Source organism: Leucobacter sp. CX169 (genome assembly GCF_017161405.1).
Classification (GTDB): domain Bacteria; phylum Actinomycetota; class Actinomycetes; order Actinomycetales; family Microbacteriaceae; genus Cx-87.
Genome location: NZ_CP071051.1, coordinates 2073642 through 2092185 on the forward strand (window position 1 = coordinate 2073642; position 18544 = coordinate 2092185).

The following is an 18544-nucleotide window of genomic DNA, read 5'->3' on the forward strand; positions in this document are numbered from 1 at the left end:
GTAACGCAAACGCAAGGGAGCGCAGCCGTGCAAGCACAAGTGCAGACCATCCGGGCGGGAATCATTCTCGCCGCGAGGGACGTATTCACACTCTCCAACTTTTACACCGAGGTGCTTGGTTTCACAGCCTCGGCCCGATTTGAGGACCCGCCCTACGTGATTCTCGAGAAGCAGGGCATGCGACTCTCGCTCACTCAAGATGGCACCGTAGGCGACGACCTGCCCGACTTTACTTTCCGCGTGCCCCACTCGGCACAAGAACGAAGCGCCTGCCTGGTGCTTGAGGTTGCTGACTGCGATGGGGTGCGCGCCGAACTCGTCGGGCACAATGTGAATTTCCGCTCTGATACGTTTCGGCCGCCGTGGGGTGGCGCACGATTCTTTGTCGCGGACCCCGAGAACAACCTGATCGAGATTGAGGAACTGGCATGAAAGCGATCGTCCTAGCGGCCACCGAAGTAATTGGGATCCAGGATCGGCCCGCCCCCGAGATTTCGTCGCCCGAAGACGCCATCGTGCGCGTCAGCCACTCAGCGATCTGCGGGGCCGACCTCCTGCCCTTCCACGGGCACACGCCCGGATTTGAATTTGGAATGATTCCCGGCCACGAGTTTGTCGGCGTCGTCACTGAGGTCGGCACGAAAGTGACCGGGATCGCCGTGGGCGACCGCGTCGTAAACACGAGCATGACGAGCTGCGGCGAGTGTTCCCAGTGCGCCCACGGGCGGTGGACGCAGTGCGAGACGCGCTCGCTCTTTGGATACTCCGGCGTGTACCCGAAGCTTGACGGCGGCCAAGCCGAGTTCGTACGCGTACCGAACGCCTCACGGAGCCTCATGCCGCTCGACGATTCGGTGTCGAATGAGGACGCATTGTTTCTCGCGGACATCCTGCCCACTGGTTACGCGGGTGTCGACTCCGCCGGGGTCAGCGCTGGGCAGCTGGTAGTCGTGCAGGGCGCGGGCCCGGTCGGCCTCATGGCCATCATGGTCGCGCTGCAGCGCGGAGCCCGGGTCATCGCCGTGGACGGGGTGCCGAATCGGCGAGAACTCGCGGTGAAGCTCGGCGCAGAGACCTGCGAGCCTTCCGAGGCGCGCGAACGTGTCGCCCTCGCGAGTGGCGGCGACGGCGCGGACTGCGTAATTGAAGCGTCCGGCAGCATTCCTGCACTGCAGGAGGCGCTCCATCTCGCCCGCCCACAAGGAAAAATCTCGGTCGTCGGCGCGCACTTCGAAACCGACTTCCCGCTCAACAACGGAATCATGTTTGAGAAGGAACTCACGCTCAAGTTCTGCATCGGCAACCCGTTCGCAACACGCGAGCTGCTGCTCGGCATGATCCAGTCTGGTGAGCTTGCACCGCGCGAGGTCTTGACGCACGTCCTGCCGTTCACCGAAGCTGAAGAAGCGTACCGACGCTTCGACAATCGCGAGTTTGTCAAGGTCGCTCTCACCTACGACGGGATCCGCCAATGAAGTTCCGAAAACTGACCACGACCGTCGAGGAGGTCGCCTTCGAAGGCGGACGCGCGGTCACTCCCATCGCGCGCGTCGCGATCGTCGCTGTAGTGATCGACAATCCATGGGCGGGCCAGGGCTTCGTCGACGACCTCGGACCCGGGATAGCGAGCTGCGCATCGGAGCTGGGCGCATTGCTCGCTCCGAGGGTAATGGCGGCGCTTGGCTCACCACTCGAGGCGTATGGCAAGGCAGCGATCGTCGGTCTTGACGGGGAAATCGAGCATGGCTCGGCACTCATCCACACGCTGACGTTTGGCAATCACTTCCGAAACGCGGCAGGCGCGACGACGTTGCTGCCCGCGGTCGAGAAGCGCGGGCTGGCCGGCGCCCTGTTTGACATCCCGCTGAAGCACTTCACCGACGCGACGGTGCGTTCGCATCACCAAACCGTCGAGGCGCGCGTCTCGGATGCCCCTTACCCGGGCGAGATCCTGATCGCGCTCGCGGGCGCAGCGCAGGGCCGGCCGCAGCAGCGGCTTGCGACCTTTAACGCGGCAGAGCAGTAGGCACTGCGCGAGTGGAGCCCCGGGACGTTCGCGCCCCGGGGCTCCGTCATGCCGCCCGATAGCCGGGCTGATCCTCGTATACGGGCATATCGCTGTAGAACGCCCAGAGGTAGCAATACTCGCTCACGGGGTCCTTCGTCACGCTGCCGAGGCAGATCATGTCGCGATAGCGCTCGGCGCCGGCCTGCGTGTAGTGCAGTCGACACAGCACGCGAAACGTGTCGTCGTCGATCATGCTCTCCGACGGCTTCCAGCACTCGACCGCTTCAATCGGCTCTTCGACCTTCGAATCGCGCGGGGCAATGTCGGCGAGTTGCGCGATGATCCGACCATCCTCGCCACCAACGGTCGCGGCGCCGCCGGCGCATCCGGCCGTACCGAGCAGGGCCGCCGACATTGCCAGCACCGCCGCCAGGCGCAAGGTCATTCTCTGTCTCATTCGGGCCTCACTCGTGCGTTTGCTTCACCATATCGGCTATAGCCACAGGTGCGGACGAGGCGACTGCCCCGCCCGCACCCGTGGTCGTACAGCCAGGGCTACTGGTGCGCCTTCTCGACGAACGACGAGTCAAACACGTCGTTCACTGCAGGGGCCGTCTCGATGACGCCTTGCTTGCTGAGCACGTCGATCGTCGATTGCCACACTTCTTCGCTCATCGCGCCGAGGCCAAGCTCATCCGTGAGTTCGCTCTCAAAGGTGTAATCGATGTCGGCCTGCAACTGTTCTTGAAATACCTCAGCCTTATCTGCAAGCTCGGGCGCTGACGCGGCCACAATTTCAGCCGCCTCCGCAGGGTTGTCGATCACGTACTGGAAGGACTTGATGTACGCGCGGGTGAAGCGCTCGACAAGATCAGGGTCTTCGGCGACCAGCTTCGAGCTCGTAAACATGCCCGAGCCGTAGACGTCGTAACCGTTCTCGGAGCCGAGCATCACACTCAGGCTGCCCGGGCCGCCTGCCTTGGCCTCCAGCTCGGGCACCTCGGCGTCGATGTAGCAGATGATGGCGTCGACGTTGCCGGTGAGCAAGTAACTCTCATAGGGCGGTGTCACCGTGAGTTCGGTGACATCGGCCGCGGTCATGTTGTTCGCGGCCAGCAGTGCCTGCCAGAAGATGTAGGTCGAGCCGGCGGGGTGCACACCGATGTTGAGTCCCTTGAGATCAGCAGCTGTTTGCAGATCGTGCTTTTCGGAGAGCCCACACATGGCGAGCGGGCTCGTCTGGTTGACGGCAGCGAGCGCCGTCACCTCGACGCCCTGCGAGCGGGCGGTCACCAGGGTCGGCAGGTCGCCAAAGCCGAAGTCGGCCTGTCCTCCGCCGACGATGCGCATGGCATCGGGCGATCCCGTGCCCTTAATAATGTCGTCGACGACGATGCCCTCTTCTTCGAAGAAGCCTTTCTCCTGGCCGACGAAGAACATTGCGTGGTTCCCGCGGGGCACATAGTCGAGCTGCACCGTCACATGGTCGAGCTCGGCTGCGCTCTCGCCGCCCCCTTCGCCGCCGCCCGAGGCCGTCGAGCCGCAGCCGGCAAGCAGCAAGGCTGTCGCACCCGCGAACGCGAGCGTGGTGATCAGTCGAGATTTCATAGATAACTCCTTCGTTACTGAATCAGGATGGTGAGAAGTGGGCAGTGTCGTTAGTTCGCCTGCTGGAACTTCAAGTGCGGGTAGAACTTCGCCAGTAGCATCTCGAGCCACGCGATCGCGTAGTACAGCACCAAGCCGAGTGCCGAGATAGCCGTGAGCGCCGCGAACATGAGGGGCGTATCCAGCTGCGTCGATGCGAACTGAATCAGGTAACCGAGGCCGGCGGAGGCCCCCGAGAACTCAGCGACTACGGCACCGATCACGCACAGGGTGATGGCAATGCGCAGGCCGGCGAAGAGGTTCGGCAGCGAGGTGGGGAATTGAATGCGCCAGAGGAATTGGCTGCTGCTCGCGCCGATCGACTTCATCAGCATCTTGAGGTCAGGGTCGAAACCCTTGAGCCCCACCATCATGTTGAGGGTGATGGGGAAGAAGGCGATCACAACGATCAGCCAGAGCTTCGGGGCAAGACCGTAGCCGAACCAGAGGATGAAGATCGGCGCGAGGGCCACCTTGGGGACGACTTGAAACAGCACGATGAGCGGGTAGAGCGCGCGGTCGAGCCAGCGGTAGCGCACAACGATCAGTGCGAGCAGCACCCCGACCGCGATGCTGATGAGAAATCCGTAGAGAATCTCTTGCGTCGTCACCCAGGTCGCGGCGAGGAGCAGGCCCGCTGAGTCGACTAGTTCGAGCGCGATAGCACTGGGCTTCGCGAGTTTGAACTCGGAGATCTGAAATACAACGACCGCCAGTTCCCACAGCACCAAAATGAGCGCTGCCAGCAACAGTGCTGGCCAACTCGCGGAAAACCACTTCGCAATACGGCTTTCGCGCGGGACCGCCATCGCTCGGGTCGCGATCGCGACAGTGTCGGTAGTCGTGGCGGTCATGCTGCACTCCTTGCTGCTTCGACGTTCTGGTCGAGCTGCTCGCGCAGCTTCTCTTCATAGGCGACAAACTCGGGTGTACCAGCTGAGCGCCCATCGCGGGGGCGCGGCAGCAAGATGTCTTCGCTCAGCGTGATCCTGCCGGGGTTTGCCGACATGACGTGCACAGTGTCGGAGAGGAACACTGCCTCGGAGATGGAGTGGGTGACGAAAACGACGGTCTTGCCCGTTGCACTCCAGAGGTCCTGCAGCAGGAGGTTCATCTGATCGCGGGTGATGGCGTCCAGAGCACCGAACGGTTCGTCCATGTACAGGATCGACGGATCGAGCGCGAGCGCTCGGGCGATCGAAACCCGCTGCGCCATACCGCCCGAAAGCTCGTGTGGCAGCTTATTCACCGCGTTCGAGAGCCCCACCAATTCGAGGGCGCCAAGCGCCCGCGTGCGCGCCTCGGCTGTCGAAGTCTTCGGCTGGCTGAGCTCGATGAGAAACGAAGTGTTCTCGAGCGCCGTCTTCCACGGCAGCAACGCCGCTTTCTGTTGTACGAGGCCAATACGGCCGTTCTTCACCGCGGTGTGCACGTCCTCGTCGCCGATGCGGACTGTGCCGGTGGTGGGCTCTTCAAGACCGCCAAGGATCTTGAGCAACGTGCTCTTTCCACAGCCTGACGGACCAAGCAGTGAGATAAATCCCCCCGCCGGAACCTGGAGATTCAGGCTACTCAGGACCTCGTGGGAGAGGCCTTGACGCCTGAACGTCATGCCCACCGATTCGGCGATAATGCTGTCTCTGGCCACGCGAAGCCCCCTTGCTTCAAGATCACTTGTATTACGTGGAGAGCATAGTGAACTTCTCACAGAAGAGCTAGTGGTGTATCACCATTTAATAATAATGAACTTTGTGTGAGTATGTGAAACCTGCCCTACGGGCGCGGAGAGCAGATGAGGGCCAGATCGGCCCCCGTCCGTCAGCGCAGCCACCCCGGGTCGCCCAAGAGCCCCTCAAGCTCACCCAGGAGCCGCGTGGCGTGAAAGCCGTCGGCCGCGGCGTGGTGAATCTGCAAGGAAACCGGCAGCAGCGTGCGCCCCTCGCGCACGACGTAGCGTCCGAGCGTGAAGATCGGCGCAAAGTGGTCATTTCCGCCCGCGATCTGCAGTGAGAACCCCGTAAAGCTCGTCCACGGGAGGCTCGAGATATCGAACGTGTTCGCCGGCGGCTCCCCCTGCGGGAACATCTGATCGGTGTGAGCGGCGCTCGCGAGCACCTTGACGGCTCGCTCGTGGAAGTTCCTGAAGTCTGCGTCATACGGCACCCAGACCGACGCGAAGGTCTCTCGTTCTCGGTTGAACACCGTGAACGCGGGGTGCACGACTGGCCAGACGGCAGGCAGGTCCTCCGCATTCAGGGTCATCCGGAACTCCGCGAATCGATTGACCACGGTCGCGATGGCCCAGATCTGTGCCGGGTAGGTCTTGAACTCCGACGCGGCGAGCGCGCGCACCATCTCGGTGACGTCGAGCTCGACGGTAATCGCATAGCTGCAGGGCACTCGCGAGCGGAAGTGGTCGAAGGTCTCGCGGCGCGGCCAGGACTCGAGGTCGATCGGCGTGGGGGTAACCATGACCGCCATCCTGCCAGGGGGCTCGTCGCGATACACGGAGTAACGGCGCCGTCTTCGCGCGCGTCGCGCTCTAGGCTCGGCTCATGCCTGCTTTCCTCGACGCCCTTCAATCCGGGGTGGTTCCCCTCGACGGCGGCCTCGGCACGCACCTCGAGGCGCGCGGGAATTCAGTTGCATCGGCCCTGTGGTCGGCGCGGATCCTGCTGGAGCAGCCGGACGAGGTACATGCCGCACATCTCGACTTTTTCCAGTCCGGGTCCCGCGTCGCGACGACCGGGTCGTACCAGGTCAGCGCGAGCGCGCTGGCGAGTGCGGGGTTCGACCCCGGGCTGGCCCCCGAGCTGTTGGCTCGCAGCGTCGAGCTTGCACGCGAGGCCCGGTCTGCCGCGGGACTCGGTCCAGGCGAGGCATGGGTTGCGGCCTCGCTCGGCCCGTACGGCGCGAGCCTCGGCGACGGCAGCGAGTATACGGGCGCCTACGGACTCTCGGTCGCCGAGCTTCGCGAATGGCACCGCCCGCGCATCGCGGCGCTCGTCGCGGCTCGTCCTGATGTCGTGTTTGCCGAGACGATCCCGAGCCTTGCCGAGGCCGCCGCGATCGCCGCGGAGACCGTCGAGCTCAACCTTCCCGTCGTCCTCAGCGTGACCGTCGCGGGCGGGGCGCTGCGCAGCGGCGAAGCGCTCGCGGGCCTCGTGGCGCTCGCCGAGCGGCACCCGGGCATCGTCGCGCTCGGGGTGAACTGTTCGTCGGTGGACGAGACTGACGCGGCGCTGCGGGTGCTCGCCGCCCACACCGAGCTGCCCCTCATCGCGTACCCGAACAGCGGCGAGGTGTGGGACGCACGGTCGAGATCCTGGTCAGGCAGCGGCCGTTCGATTGTCGGCTCGGTCGACGAGTGGCGCGCCCTCGGCGTGCGTGCGATCGGCGGTTGCTGCCGCGTCGGCACCGACGAGGTCGCCAGACTGTCTCGCAGGATCACGGTCGAAGCAGCCGGGTGATTTTCGATACCGTACCGTGACCTTTCGCGAGGTCTCTCGCGGCTGTGCGGGGCTTCAATGTCGGAGGTCTGGCGGAACATCGAAACATGGAATTCATCACCTCGCTCGAGCACCAGTTGGCGGCAGTGCGCCAGCTGGTCGGCGAGGTGCCGTCGGCATCTTCACTCCCCGAGATCGTGCGCACGCTGTCCGACGAGGACGTGGTGGCGGTGCTCGAGGCGACAGCCTCGCTTGCTCGTTCGGTCGAGCGGCTGCAGCTCGCCGCGTCCGGCGTCGTGGCCCTGCGGTCCACCCGCACGGACGGGCACTCGGGCATCGCCCAATCACGCGGTCACCGGGGCCCAGTGTCGCTGGTGCAGCAGCTGACTGGAGTCAGCCGATCGCAGGCGATGCGTGAAATCCGGGTGGGGCAGTCACTCCTTGAGAGTGCGGCGGAGACGGGGGCTGGTGCCGGGCCCTATTGCATGAAACTCGGCGCAGACGCGAGTGATGGTGTCGGCACCTCTGCCGACGGTCTCGCCACCCCATGGCATGCGCCGTTAGATCGCGCGCTACTGAGCGGCACGATCACGGCCGATCAGCACGACGCGATCCGGATGGGTCTGGGGGAACCCCCAACGCCGCTCGAGGGAGAGCTTGCCGCTGTGATGGCTGCGACGTGGGGCCTCGCCACGGAGCACCTCATTACCGAAGCCGGCCTGCGCACCCTCGAAGAGCTCCGCGCCGCCGCGCGGGCAGTGCGCGACGAGCTCGATCCCGTGGGGGCCGAGCGCAGGTTCACCGAGCGGTACGAGGCTCGTTCGTTTCGTATCTGGGTTGATGCGAAGGGCACGCACCACGGGACGTTCACCTTTGACGACGAATCAGCGGCCTGGGTGCACAGCCTCATCGACGCCGCCCTCCGGCCGCGCCGAGGCGGCCCCCGATTTGTCGATCCGACCGAGAACGCCCGGGCGGACGAGCTTCGAAATGACCCGCGCACGAACGATCAGCTCACTCACGACCTCATGATCGACGTGTTGCGTAGCGGCAGCCTCGCCACCCCGGTCCAGGTGTTCGGGACCCGCCAAGTAGGCGTCCGGGTCGTCCGGGTCGTCACCGATGCCCACCCCGACCACGCGTTCCTCGAGGGCGATGGCACACAGGTCCCGGCCTGGGTCGCTGACCGCACCGTCTGCAACACCGGGACGGTGCCGGTCACCATTGACCCACTCGGCAATCCGCTCGATGTCGGGCGCGAGCAGCGCCTCTTCACGGCTCGGCAGCGTATCGCGCTCTCGCTGCGCGATGGGGGCTGCCGGTGGACAGGATGCGACCGGCCGGCGTCGTACTGCGAAGCGCACCACATCGACGAATGGGCGAAAGACCACGGTCGCACCGACATCGATCGCGGTGTCCTGTTGTGCCGGTTCCATCACATGCAGCTCCACTCGAACGGCTGGAGCATCACCCGCGAGGGCAGTGGGACATTCCTGCTACACCCGCCGCCGGGCGACACGAACAGCAGACGCGAGGCGACCGGAGGCAGACTCAAAGGCGAGATAGGCAACTTGGCCGCCACCGGGATCGAGCTCCCCGTCCGGGTCATCCGCTCGTATGTATGGGGAGCAATCCCCGGGCCGACGGTGAGGTTTCGGCCCGGCGACGGCGCGGCCCGACTCGACGTTGCCCGGATCGACGACACCGCCACAAGCTCATTCCCTCGCCAGATCGGTGGCCAAACTGCCGAAGATCAGTTCTCAAGATCGAGAAGTCGACCCAAGGGGACAGCTCCGCCCAACAGCGGGTCAACCCCGAGTCCGGGCCTCAGCGAAGCGATCCGCCCAGGTTGAGGCCGAAAGGGGTCGAGCATGAAAGGGATCGCGCATGAAAGGGGTCGAGCCACAGAGAAACAGGCCGACCCGGGCGAGCGCCCTCCGCCGCAAGCCACCTGCGGCCCACGCAGGCTCTGATTATTCCGTCGCCGCGTTGATCGTCGCCTGCTCGATCGCGCCCTGCTCTGAGTTCCCGGAGCGGAGAATCTCGAGGTAGCGGCCATCATCGATGAGCTGCCGCAGCGCCTCCTGTGCCTTTGGACCCAGCTCGCCGCCCCGCGGCAGCGGGAAGCCGTAGACGAACCCGTCGAACAGGTCGCCGACCACCGAGATCTTCCCGTCGAGCTGGGTGACCGCGTCGATCGTGACGGGCGAATCGGCAGAGAACGCGTCGGCCTTCCCCATCACGACCGCGTTCGTCACCTCGGGCTGCCCGGTGTAGGGCTGAATCTCGATGCCCGGCTTCCCCGCATCGAGGCAGGCCTGGTTGCGGGCGGGGAGCTCGTCCAGGTGCTGGGTGCCGGTTGCCATGACGGCAACCTTGAGCCCGCAGGCGTTCTCCGGAGTGACCGACGAGCCACTCCGCGCCGCCCACAGAGACCCGGCCTCGAAGTAGTTCACGAAGTCAACGACCTGCTGGCGCTCTTTGGTATCCGAAAACGAGCCGACCCCGATATCGATCGTGCCTCCCTGGATGCGCGGCAGGATCGCGTCGAACGTTAGCACCGTCCACTCGACTTCGAGCCCAAGCTCGTCGGCGATCTCCGCCACGAGATCGACTGCCCAACCGGTCGGCTCCCCCTCGGGCGTCTTGAACTCATTCGGCGGATAGTCGACGATCGTGCCGACCTTGAGCACACCCGACTCCTCGATCTCCGCCCAGGTGCGCGAGACGGCGGGCGCGTCCGACGGCCCAGCCTCACCGGCGCTGGGGCCCGCATTCGTGCAGGCGGTCAGCAGTAGTGCCGCTGCGGCAAGGACAAACGCGACGGGCGAACGAAACTTCATGCGGGTGCTCCACTTCAACTCGACAGCGGAACTTCCGCACTGCGCTCATTCTTCCGGGCATCCCGATTCGCCCCGGCAGCTTGACGAAGTGTGACGACCCGCGCGAAGAGCCCGCGGTCCTGCTAACCAGACGCCAGATTCCGCCGTCCGGCCAGGTACTGCTCGAAGTGCTGCGCAAAAGCACGCTCGCCGATGACGGGCACGCCATACCCTCGCGCCTTCGCTGCTTTCCCGCTCAACGAGTCTGGGTCCGCGGCGACCAGCACCCGAGTCGACTTCGTGACGCCGCCCGTGGCGAGACCTGCGGCAACGATCTCTGCGACCCAATCGTCCCTTTCGCGCGCGAGCGTGCCGGTGAAGACAACTCGATCGCTGAGCCGCAAGAAGCTCTCGCGGGGCTCCGCGCGCACGTCACGAGTCTCGGCAAGTGCCGCCGCCACATCGTCCGCTACGAGCCCCAGGCAGAGCGCCGCGGCGTTCAAGTCAGCAACCTCTTCCGCCGTTATTTGACCGTCCGACCAGGCTTCGGCTGCGAGGCGGCGCAGGTGCGCCTGGTGCAGCTCGGCCAGACGGTCACGGCTGAGTCCCGAATGCTGGGCAATCTCGACCAGCTCCCGACCTTCGGTGACTGATACGTGGAAGTCCAGTAGGGCGTTGTTCAGCGCCACGAGGTACGCAGCTTCGTCCTCAGGTACGCCGGGCACCCAGGCGTCGGAAAGCACCCCGGACATCCACGAGCTCGCCAGAGGCGCGGCCGCAGCCGACCGCCGGGCAAGGGTGGCACATGAACGGCCCTTGCTTCCCGGCCAGACATACGAACGCGCGGCTTCGAGATCGCCGTCCCACTCCCGCGAAGCGGGGACGAGCTCCATCAATCGCGCGAGCAACTGCGCGGTCGCCTCGGCGTCGGCGAGCGCCGTGTGCGCGTCATCGAGCGGAATCCCGAGCGCCTCACAGCAGTGCGCGAGCTTGGCCGGCCCGAGCACCCGGCCCGACCACTTCATCGAGCACAACGCCGCCGGACGCTGCTCAACCTGATACCCGGCGCGGTCCAACTCGCGGTGCAAGAAGCGCATATCGAACGACGCGTTGTGTGCCACGACCACACGGTTCGAGACGAGATCCAGCAACTGGTCGCTGACCTCCTCGAACCTCGGGGCGTCAAGCAGTTCCGCTCCAGTGATGCCGTGAATGTGCGTCGCACCCACATCGCGCATCGGGTTCACGAGCGTGGTCCAGGCGTCTTCGCGGCGCCCAGCCGAGTCGAGCAGGACCACCCCGACCTCCACCACGCGGTCCGCACGCTCGGGCACCACTCCGGTTGTTTCAAAGTCAATGACCGCAAACCCTGACATGTTCCCCCTCGCGCGACCTTGCCTCAGGCTTGGCAATCGCTATGCCGACCTGCAGCCACCATATCGCTGGCCCTACGCCCACAACTCACTGAACGAGACCTCGCTGCCGAGGATGTTCTCGGCAGCACGATGCCCCGAGCGCAGCGCCGCGGTCACGGTCGCCGGGTCCTCCGTCCAGGTCGTCTCCCCCGCGAGGTGCAGTACGCCGCCGACCGGCGTCGCCAGCACGTCGTGGTCTTCGGGGGTTGCCCCGGGCAGCATGTACGCGTAAGAACCACGGGAGAAGGGATCCTGCTGCCAGTCCGTCACCACCACATGCTCGGGCACCTCGACGCGGTCGCCGTAGATTCCGCGCAGCGCAGAAAGCACCGAATCTGCGACCTGGTCGTCGCTCCAGTCCCGGATCATTTCGGCACAGGGGCCGGCCGCGAACGTCAACAGGGTCGGGGTGCCGTGCAGCGCGGTGAGGTCGTACCAGGAGTGCCACCATTTCCCGGCCTCCCCCTGCTGCCGGATGGCATAGACGCCCTCGTCCCAGAACCTCGTCGGGAAGCGCAGGAAGACCTTTTCGAAGTGGTTCATCTCGAGCCCCGAAATCGCCTGGGCGAGCCGCTGTGGCAGCGGGGGGTCGATGACGAAATCGTCCGACTTCAGCACCCCGATCGGCACCGTCACGACCGCGCGGGCCGCGCTGAACTCACCGCGGCTCGAGGCGACACGAATACCGTCGGCCGACCAGCTCACGCGGGAGACCTCGTGCTCGAGCCGAACGTCGAGCCCCGCGGCAAGCCTCGCGGCAAGCACGTCGAACCCCTCGGGGAAGACCACCTCGTCGCCGTCCACCGCGTCGTCGTCCAGGCCGTGCGCGTCGAGTCCGCTCGCCGACACCCCGTATTGTTCCTCCGAGCGGTGCCGCAGAAACTCGCGGACCCGCTCGGCTCGCGCGTCGCCCCAGCCGAGGCGCGCGAGCGTCGCCTCGATCGCATCGTCGTAGGTGCTGCCCGCGGACGAGGCCGCGATGGTGTCGGCGAGGTGCCGATCGCACTCCCGGACGTCGCCGGCGAAACGCGCCGCCGCCTCGTCGCTCAGGCGCTCGCCCGCGGGGCCGTAATACGCGATGGGTCGACCATCGGGCTGATAGCTCCCGACCGTGAACTCGACCTCGCGCATGCCGAACGCCGAAACGACTTCCGCCAGCGGGTTGTCGTCAACACCGTGGATCCAGGAGGCGCCGCGATCAGTGATGTGCCCGTCACTGCGCTCGGTCCAGGTGCGGCCACCGATCCGGTCTCGCGCCTCAAGCACCAGCACTCGCTGACCCGCCCGCGCCAGTAGGCGCGCAGCGGTGAGACCCGAGACTCCCGCACCGACGATGATCGTATCGAAATCACTCATTGCACCCTCGCTCGCTCGAATTCCGCTTCAGCCTACTGGCGAATGTCAACGAGACTGATTCCGGGGCGCTCCCTGCCGGGCCGTGAATCCCACCAATTTCGACACGAGGCTCGCGGGGTTCGCCAGAATAGAGCCTCAGGCAGACACAACGTTTTTTCGAAGGGCGGCACCCGATGACCATTCCTCTCACCCGACACGTCGTGATTGCGGGAAGCTCGGGGCTCATCGGCTCGGCGCTCACCACGGCCCTCCGCGCGGACGGAATCACCGTCAGCCGCCTGGTGCGCCGCCCGGCGCGCGCACCCGACGAGGTCGAGTGGCTCACCTCCGGCAGCGCGCTCGCGCCAGAGACGCTCGCCGGCGCGATCGCAGTCGTCAATCTGTGCGGTGCGAGCATCGGACGTCTTCCGTGGACGCGGGCATACCAGGAAGAACTCCGCTCGTCCCGCCTGATCCCGACCCGCGCGCTCGCCACCGCGCTTCGCGCGCTCGGGCCTGAGGCGCCGGCATTCCTGTCAGCCTCGGCCGTCGGGTACTACGGCAATCGTCCCGGCGAGGAATTGAGCGAGGCCAGTGGGCAAGGGGACACCTACCTCGCGGAGCTCTGCGCTGAGTGGGAGCGTGAGGCACTCACCGCCGGCCCCGACGCTCGAGTCGTGCTCTTGCGCACCGCCCCCCTGCTGCATCGACGCGGGGTGTTGAAGCCCCTCATCGCCCTCACCGGGCTCGGCCTGGGCGGCCCGCTCGGCCCGGGCACCCAGGTGTGGCCGTGGATTTCGCTCGACGACGAGGTGAGGGCGATCCGACACCTCATCGACGGTCAGATCAGCGGGCCGGTCAACTTGAGCGGGCCCCTGCCAGCGACCGCGAACGAGATTGGTCGGGAACTTGCCCGCGCGATGCACCGCCCGTTCCTGCTCCCCGCTCCGAGCTGGGCGCTGCGGACCGCCCTCGGCCGCGCCGCGGCGGACTCGCTGCTCTTGCCCGACGCGCGGGTGCGTCCCGGAGCCCTCGAGACCTCGGGATTCGAGTTCACCCACCGCACCGCCGCAGCGGCGATTGCAGCGGCGCTCGCAGAGTAGGAGCGCCCTCCAGGGAGGAGTCCCTCCCGGCAGGACTCCTTGCCGGGAGCCGGGCACGGGCGTACCGTCGAAGCACGTCATCGGCGACGCACCCGCAAGGAGAACTTATGTCTGCTCGGTTTGTGTATTGGATGAATGTCTCGCTCGATCTGTATATCGGCGCAACCGCCGATGAAAACGGCGGCGGTGACTGGATGCGGATCGACGAGCCCCTGCACCGCGAGTTCAACCGGCGGGCGCGTGAGTTCTCGCTCGACATCTCGGGGCGCAAGGTCTACGAGATCATGGAGACGTACTGGCCCGACGCTCGAGACAACGAGTCGGAATCGGAGGTCATGCGCGAGTACGGCGAGATTTGGGTCACCACGCCGAAGATCCTCGTCTCACGCACCCGCACGAGCGCGGCGTACGACACACGCATCATCGGCGGGGACGACGCCATCGCACAACTCGCCGTCGTACGCGCCCAGTCGGAGGGCCGTATTGGGGTGGGCGGCGCCACGCTCGCGACTCAGCTGCTGCGCGAGCATCTGCTCGACGAGCTCATGCTTTTCACTCATCCAGCAGTGCTGGGTTCCGGACGTCCGCTCTTCGATTCCCTTGACGAACCGCTGGGACTCGACCTCATCGAACAGCAACGCTACGAAAATGGCGTCACACTGCATCGCTACAGCGTCCGGGGAGCGCTATGATTTAGCTAGCTTTTCTAGCAAAGAGATTGGGTGGCAAAATGCAGCCGAAACACAGTGCCGACCAGACGGTTCCCGCAACCGGGAATTCGAAGCCGCTGGGGCGCTGGATCAGGATCCTGCTCCCGACCGCCCTCATCCTGATCTGGCTCACCATGGCGGGCCTCGGCGGCCCACTCTTCGGCAAGATTGACGAGGTGTCGTCGAACGATCCCACCGCCTACCTGCCCACGTCGGCGGACGCGACCGAGGTGCGCGGGGCACTCGGCGGCTTCCTCGGCGACGACACCATTCCGGCGATCATCGTGTTCTCCTCGGAGACTCAGCTGAGCGACGAGCAGATCTCGGCCATCGACGAGGCCGTGACTTCGGCCACCGAGTCAGCGGAAATCTCGGAGGGTGCCTCGCCCGCGATTGTCTCCGAGGACGGCCTCGCCGCCCAGGTGTTCGTGCCGATCGATTCTGATGCCGACGTCGGCGAGGTGGTCCAGGCCCTCAGTGCGGCCCTGGACGAACAGCGTCCGGACGGCGTCGCAGTCGCAGTCACCGGCCCGGCAGGCTTTACCGCCGACCTCGTCGCGGGGTTCGCCGGTATCGACGGGATCCTGCTGCTCGTTGCCTTGCTGGCAGTGTTTGTCATCCTGATCGTGGTCTACCGCTCGCTCCTCCTGCCCGTCATTGTGCTGATGACCAGCCTGTTCGCCCTCTGCGTCGCACTCTTCACCGTGTGGCACCTCGCAAATGCGGGCGTGCTGCTGCTCAGCGGGCAGACCCAGGGAATCCTCTTCATCCTGGTCATCGGCGCCGCGACCGACTATTCGCTCCTCCTGGTGGCCAGGTTCCGCGAGGAATTGCGCGTCACCCACGACCGCGGCGGCGCGATCATCGCTGCGATGAAGGGGTCCGTCGAGCCCATCCTGGCCTCCGGCGGCACCGTGATCGCTGGCCTGCTCTGCCTCCTCCTGAGCGACCTCAAATCAAACAGCACGCTCGGCCCGGTGGCGTCGATCGGGATCATCTTCGCGATGCTCGCGGCGCTCACGCTGCTCCCCGCGCTCCTCTTCGCCTTTGGTCGCGCGGCCTTCTGGCCGCGTCGCCCGCACTTCGAGCCCGAGGTAGTGCGCGCCGAGAACGGCATGCCCACTCGCGGGCTCTGGCACTGGCTCGCGCAGACCATCAAGGCGCACCCGCGCCCGATCTGGATCATCACGACCCTCGTCCTCGCCGTCGGGGCGGTGGGGGTCACCCAACTGAACGCGCAGGGCGTACCGGGCTCGGACCTCGTGATCGGGCAGTCTGACGCGCGCGACGGCCAGGTGGTGCTCGGCGAGCACTTCCCCGGCGGATCGGGCAGCCCAGCGTACGTCTTGGTCGAGAAGGACAAGCTCCAGCAGACCGCCGACGTGCTGCTGAGCAACTCCGGCGTGGATGCCGTTTCGGTCACCAGCGACGACTCCCCGAGTGGGAGCGCCCCCGTGACCAGCGATGGTATCCAGGCATTCGGCCCTCCCGGAACGCCTGCCCCGGCTCCGACGGTCAGCGACGGACGCGTGCTGCTCCAGGCGACACTCACCGACGCCGCAGACTCTGCCGCCGCCGGCGAAACCGTCACGAGCCTGCGCGGGGAGCTCGAGGGAACCGGAGCGATCATTGGCGGAGTCACCGCGACCGCGGTCGACACCAACGAGGCGTCGATCCACGACCGCAACACCATCATCCCGATCATCCTGGCGGTGATCCTGCTGATCCTGATGCTGCTCCTGCGGTCGATCCTTGCGCCCGTACTGCTGATCCTCACCACGGTGTTGTCGTTCGGCACCGCGCTCGGCGTCTCGGCGCTCGTCTTCAACGGAATCTTCAAGTTCCCCGGGGCCGACCCGGCGGTGCCACTCTTCGGCTTCGTCTTCCTCGTCGCGCTCGGCATCGACTACAACATCTTCTTGATGACGCGCGTGCGCGAGGAGTCGAAGAAGCACGGCACCCGGGAGGGGATCCTGCGTGGTCTCGCGATCACCGGCGGCGTCATCACCTCGGCGGGCCTCGTGCTCGCAGCGACGTTCGCGGCCCTGTCGATCATCCCGATCCTGTTCCTCGTGCAAATCGCGTTCATCGTCGCCTTCGGCGTACTGCTCGACACCTTCGTCGTGCGGTCGCTGCTGGTTCCGGCACTCGCGACCGACATCGGCAAAGCGATCTGGTGGCCCTCCAAGCTCGCCAGAGAGGATGCGAAGTAACGCGCTAAGGCAGCCTCACGGTCACTCGCAGCCCGCCCTCGGGGCGGGATGCGAGACCGAGCGTGCCGCCGAATCGATCGACGATCGCCGACACGATCGAGAGGCCCAACCCGTGGCCCGAGTGCGCCGACGAGGAGCGCCCTGATGCCCGTACGAACGGCTCGGTGAGCTGGGCCAAGTCGGCCTCGCTCAGCAAACGTCCGCTGTTCTCGACCTCGAGCGTCGCCCCTCGGCCCTCGCCGCCCGCGCGTGTGCGCACCGTGACGAACCCGCCGTCGGCCAGGTTGTGCCGAATCGCGTTTTGCACGAGATTCGCGACCAGCTGGCGAGCGAGCACGGGTTCCCCCGCAAACGACGCGGGGGCGAGCTCTAGGTCGACGGAGACGCCACTCATCTCGGCATCGGGCGCGCACATCTCGACCGCTGCCGCAGCGCAGGCCGCCAGGTCAACCGGCTCTGGCGCCGGGGACGATGACTCGATCCGGGCCAATTCGAGAAGCGCCTGGGCCGTCTCGATGCTGCGCTCGTTCATCAGGCGTAATCGGTCAAACACCTCGCGATCTTGAGGCTCCGAACGCTGCGCGATGGCCACATCGAGCATGGCCCGCGTCGTCGCAAGCGGCGTCAGCAGCTCATGCGACGCGTTCGAAGCGAACCGTCTCGACGCCGTAAACGAGCGTTCCAGCTGTTCGAGCATGTGGTCGAAGTTTCCGGCGAGCTCGGTGATCTCGTCGCGCGGGCCCTCGAGCCGCACCCGCTGGCGCAGATCTCCCCCGGCGGCCTGCCGCGCGGCACCGTTGAGATACTGCAGCGGCTTGAGCATGCGCCCGGCGACCGCCCAGCCCACCCAGACCCCCGCCAGCGCGAGCAGGACCAACACGATGGCCGAAATCACGAGCAGCAGATTCAACAGCTCGTCCGTGGACGCGACCACCAGTTCGCTCGCCGGGGTCGTGAGCGCCGCGACCTCGGCCCCCTCGGGGGCAACCGGGACCGGGGTGGCGGGCACCGACGCTGCCGGTGTGAACGCGTAGGTAGGCACGAAGCGCATGAACGCGTAGATCAGCGCCAGCATGACGATGCCCGAACCGGTCAGCAGCGCCGAATACGTGAGCGCGAGCCGCGCGCGTACGGTGACCCGGTAGCGCCGAATCTCACCGTCGCGGGCTGCGTGCTCAGCGTTCTGGCGTGATGGCATAGCCGGCCCCCGAGATCGTCGTAATGAGGCTGGGGTCACCGAGCTTTCGACGCAGCGAGCTCAGCGTGACTTTCACCGTGTGGGTAAACGGGTTCGCGTGTTCGTCCCAGGCCTTCTCGAGCAGCGTTTCGGCGCTCACCACTCCGCCGTCGGCGCGGAGCAGCAGCTCAAGCACGGCGAACTCCTTCGGCGTGAGCTGCACCGGCCGACCGCCGACCGATACATCCCTGCGAAACGGGTCAAGCCTGATTCCCCGCCGCTCGAGTACCGGGGGCAGCTTGGTGAAGCGGCGCCGCCCCAGAGCGCGCAGGCGCGCGATCAGCTCGGGAAATTCGAAGGGCTTAGCGAGGTAGTCGTCGGCGCCGAGCTCGAAGCCATCTACCCGGTCTTCGAGGCCGCCCGCGGCGGTCAGCATCAGGATCGCGGGGCTCTCCGGATTCTCGGCAAGCACGCGGCACACCTCGTCACCGTGAACCTCAGGAATGTCGCGGTCAAGCACGACGGCGTCGTAATCGTTGACCTCCACTGCGGCGAGGGCCGCAGCTCCGTCTCCGACAATGTCGGCGGCAATCGACTCCATTTCCAGGCGCGCTCGGATTGCGTCGGCAAGAAACTCCTCGTCCTCGACGATCAGTACGCGCATG

The 18544-nt window shown here is 66.0% G+C and carries 18 protein-coding genes; 8 read left to right on the forward strand and 10 right to left on the reverse strand.

The window, feature by feature from the left end:
• Nucleotides 1-27 precede the first annotated feature (27 nt).
• The 3 genes from JW030_RS09470 to JW030_RS09480 are packed head-to-tail and all read left to right on the forward strand — an operon-like array spanning nt 28 to nt 2026.
• The gene (locus JW030_RS09470; protein ID WP_188044289.1) at nt 28-432 is read left to right on the forward strand and encodes a VOC family protein; all 405 of its coding nucleotides are present in this window, start codon (nt 28-30) and stop codon (nt 430-432) included.
• Complete coding sequence (locus JW030_RS09475) at nt 429-1475, forward strand: alcohol dehydrogenase catalytic domain-containing protein (protein WP_188044290.1); 1047 nt, start codon at nt 429-431, stop codon at nt 1473-1475. Before JW030_RS09470 ends, JW030_RS09475 begins: the two co-directional genes overlap by 4 nt.
• The gene (locus tag JW030_RS09480; protein ID WP_188044291.1) at nt 1472-2026 is read left to right on the forward strand and encodes an amino acid synthesis family protein; all 555 of its coding nucleotides are present in this window, start codon (nt 1472-1474) and stop codon (nt 2024-2026) included. Before JW030_RS09475 ends, JW030_RS09480 begins: the two co-directional genes overlap by 4 nt.
• Nucleotides 2027-2072: 46 nt before the next feature.
• On the opposite strand, the gene JW030_RS09485 is transcribed toward JW030_RS09480, so the two are convergent.
• The 5 genes from JW030_RS09485 to JW030_RS09505 all read right to left on the reverse strand — a co-directional run bounded on the left by JW030_RS09485 (nt 2073) and on the right by JW030_RS09505 (nt 6127).
• Nucleotides 2073-2453, reverse strand: coding sequence for a hypothetical protein (locus JW030_RS09485; RefSeq protein WP_188044292.1), 381 nt, complete (start codon nt 2451-2453; stop codon nt 2073-2075).
• Between the two features lie 110 nt (nt 2454-2563).
• On the reverse strand, nt 2564-3616 hold the full coding sequence (locus JW030_RS09490; RefSeq protein WP_188044293.1) for an ABC transporter substrate-binding protein: 1053 nt from the start codon (nt 3614-3616) through the stop codon (nt 2564-2566).
• Nucleotides 3617-3666: 50 nt separating this feature from the next.
• Nucleotides 3667-4509 (reverse strand): ABC transporter permease, encoded by an 843-nt coding sequence (locus tag JW030_RS09495; RefSeq protein ID WP_188044294.1) that lies wholly within the window; start codon nt 4507-4509, stop codon nt 3667-3669.
• Nucleotides 4506-5267, reverse strand: coding sequence for an ABC transporter ATP-binding protein (locus JW030_RS09500; protein WP_188044418.1), 762 nt, complete (start codon nt 5265-5267; stop codon nt 4506-4508). Before JW030_RS09500 ends, JW030_RS09495 begins: the two co-directional genes overlap by 4 nt.
• 206 nt (nt 5268-5473) lie before the next feature.
• Complete coding sequence (locus tag JW030_RS09505) at nt 5474-6127, reverse strand: CatA-like O-acetyltransferase (RefSeq protein WP_188044295.1); 654 nt, start codon at nt 6125-6127, stop codon at nt 5474-5476.
• A gap of 83 nt (nt 6128-6210) precedes the next feature.
• Here JW030_RS09505 and mmuM point away from each other — a divergent pair, with 83 nt between their 5' ends.
• On the forward strand, nt 6211-7125 hold the full coding sequence (gene mmuM / locus JW030_RS09510; RefSeq protein WP_188044296.1) for a homocysteine S-methyltransferase: 915 nt from the start codon (nt 6211-6213) through the stop codon (nt 7123-7125).
• Nucleotides 7126-7211: 86 nt separating this feature from the next.
• On the forward strand, nt 7212-8957 hold the full coding sequence (locus JW030_RS09515; protein WP_188044297.1) for an HNH endonuclease signature motif containing protein: 1746 nt from the start codon (nt 7212-7214) through the stop codon (nt 8955-8957).
• A 120-nt stretch (nt 8958-9077) separates the two neighbouring features.
• Here the strand turns inward: JW030_RS09515 and JW030_RS09520 are convergent, their stop codons facing one another.
• The 3 genes from JW030_RS09520 to JW030_RS09530 form a co-directional block, all read right to left on the reverse strand.
• Nucleotides 9078-9947 (reverse strand): ABC transporter substrate-binding protein, encoded by an 870-nt coding sequence (locus JW030_RS09520; protein WP_188044298.1) that lies wholly within the window; start codon nt 9945-9947, stop codon nt 9078-9080.
• A 122-nt stretch (nt 9948-10069) separates the two neighbouring features.
• Nucleotides 10070-11302, reverse strand: coding sequence for an exonuclease domain-containing protein (locus JW030_RS09525; protein WP_188044299.1), 1233 nt, complete (start codon nt 11300-11302; stop codon nt 10070-10072).
• Between the two features lie 72 nt (nt 11303-11374).
• Entirely contained in the window at nt 11375-12697 is a 1323-nt protein-coding gene (locus JW030_RS09530) for an NAD(P)/FAD-dependent oxidoreductase (protein WP_188044300.1), read from the reverse strand.
• 173 nt (nt 12698-12870) lie between these two features.
• Between JW030_RS09530 and JW030_RS09535 the strand changes: the two genes are divergently transcribed.
• The 3 genes from JW030_RS09535 (at nt 12871) to JW030_RS09545 (ending at nt 16702) form a co-directional block, all read left to right on the forward strand.
• Complete coding sequence (locus tag JW030_RS09535) at nt 12871-13779, forward strand: TIGR01777 family oxidoreductase (protein ID WP_188044301.1); 909 nt, start codon at nt 12871-12873, stop codon at nt 13777-13779.
• A 107-nt stretch (nt 13780-13886) separates the two neighbouring features.
• On the forward strand, nt 13887-14471 hold the full coding sequence (locus JW030_RS09540) for a dihydrofolate reductase family protein (protein ID WP_188044302.1): 585 nt from the start codon (nt 13887-13889) through the stop codon (nt 14469-14471).
• Between the two features lie 38 nt (nt 14472-14509).
• On the forward strand, nt 14510-16702 hold the full coding sequence (locus JW030_RS09545; RefSeq protein WP_188044303.1) for an efflux RND transporter permease subunit: 2193 nt from the start codon (nt 14510-14512) through the stop codon (nt 16700-16702).
• A gap of 4 nt (nt 16703-16706) precedes the next feature.
• Here the strand turns inward: JW030_RS09545 and JW030_RS09550 are convergent, their stop codons facing one another.
• Nucleotides 16707-17900 (reverse strand): HAMP domain-containing sensor histidine kinase, encoded by a 1194-nt coding sequence (locus tag JW030_RS09550; RefSeq protein WP_188044304.1) that lies wholly within the window; start codon nt 17898-17900, stop codon nt 16707-16709.
• Complete coding sequence (locus tag JW030_RS09555) at nt 17878-18543, reverse strand: response regulator transcription factor (RefSeq protein ID WP_188044305.1); 666 nt, start codon at nt 18541-18543, stop codon at nt 17878-17880. The genes JW030_RS09550 and JW030_RS09555 overlap by 23 nt, the downstream gene beginning before the upstream one ends.
• Nucleotide 18544: the final 1 nt, after the last annotated feature.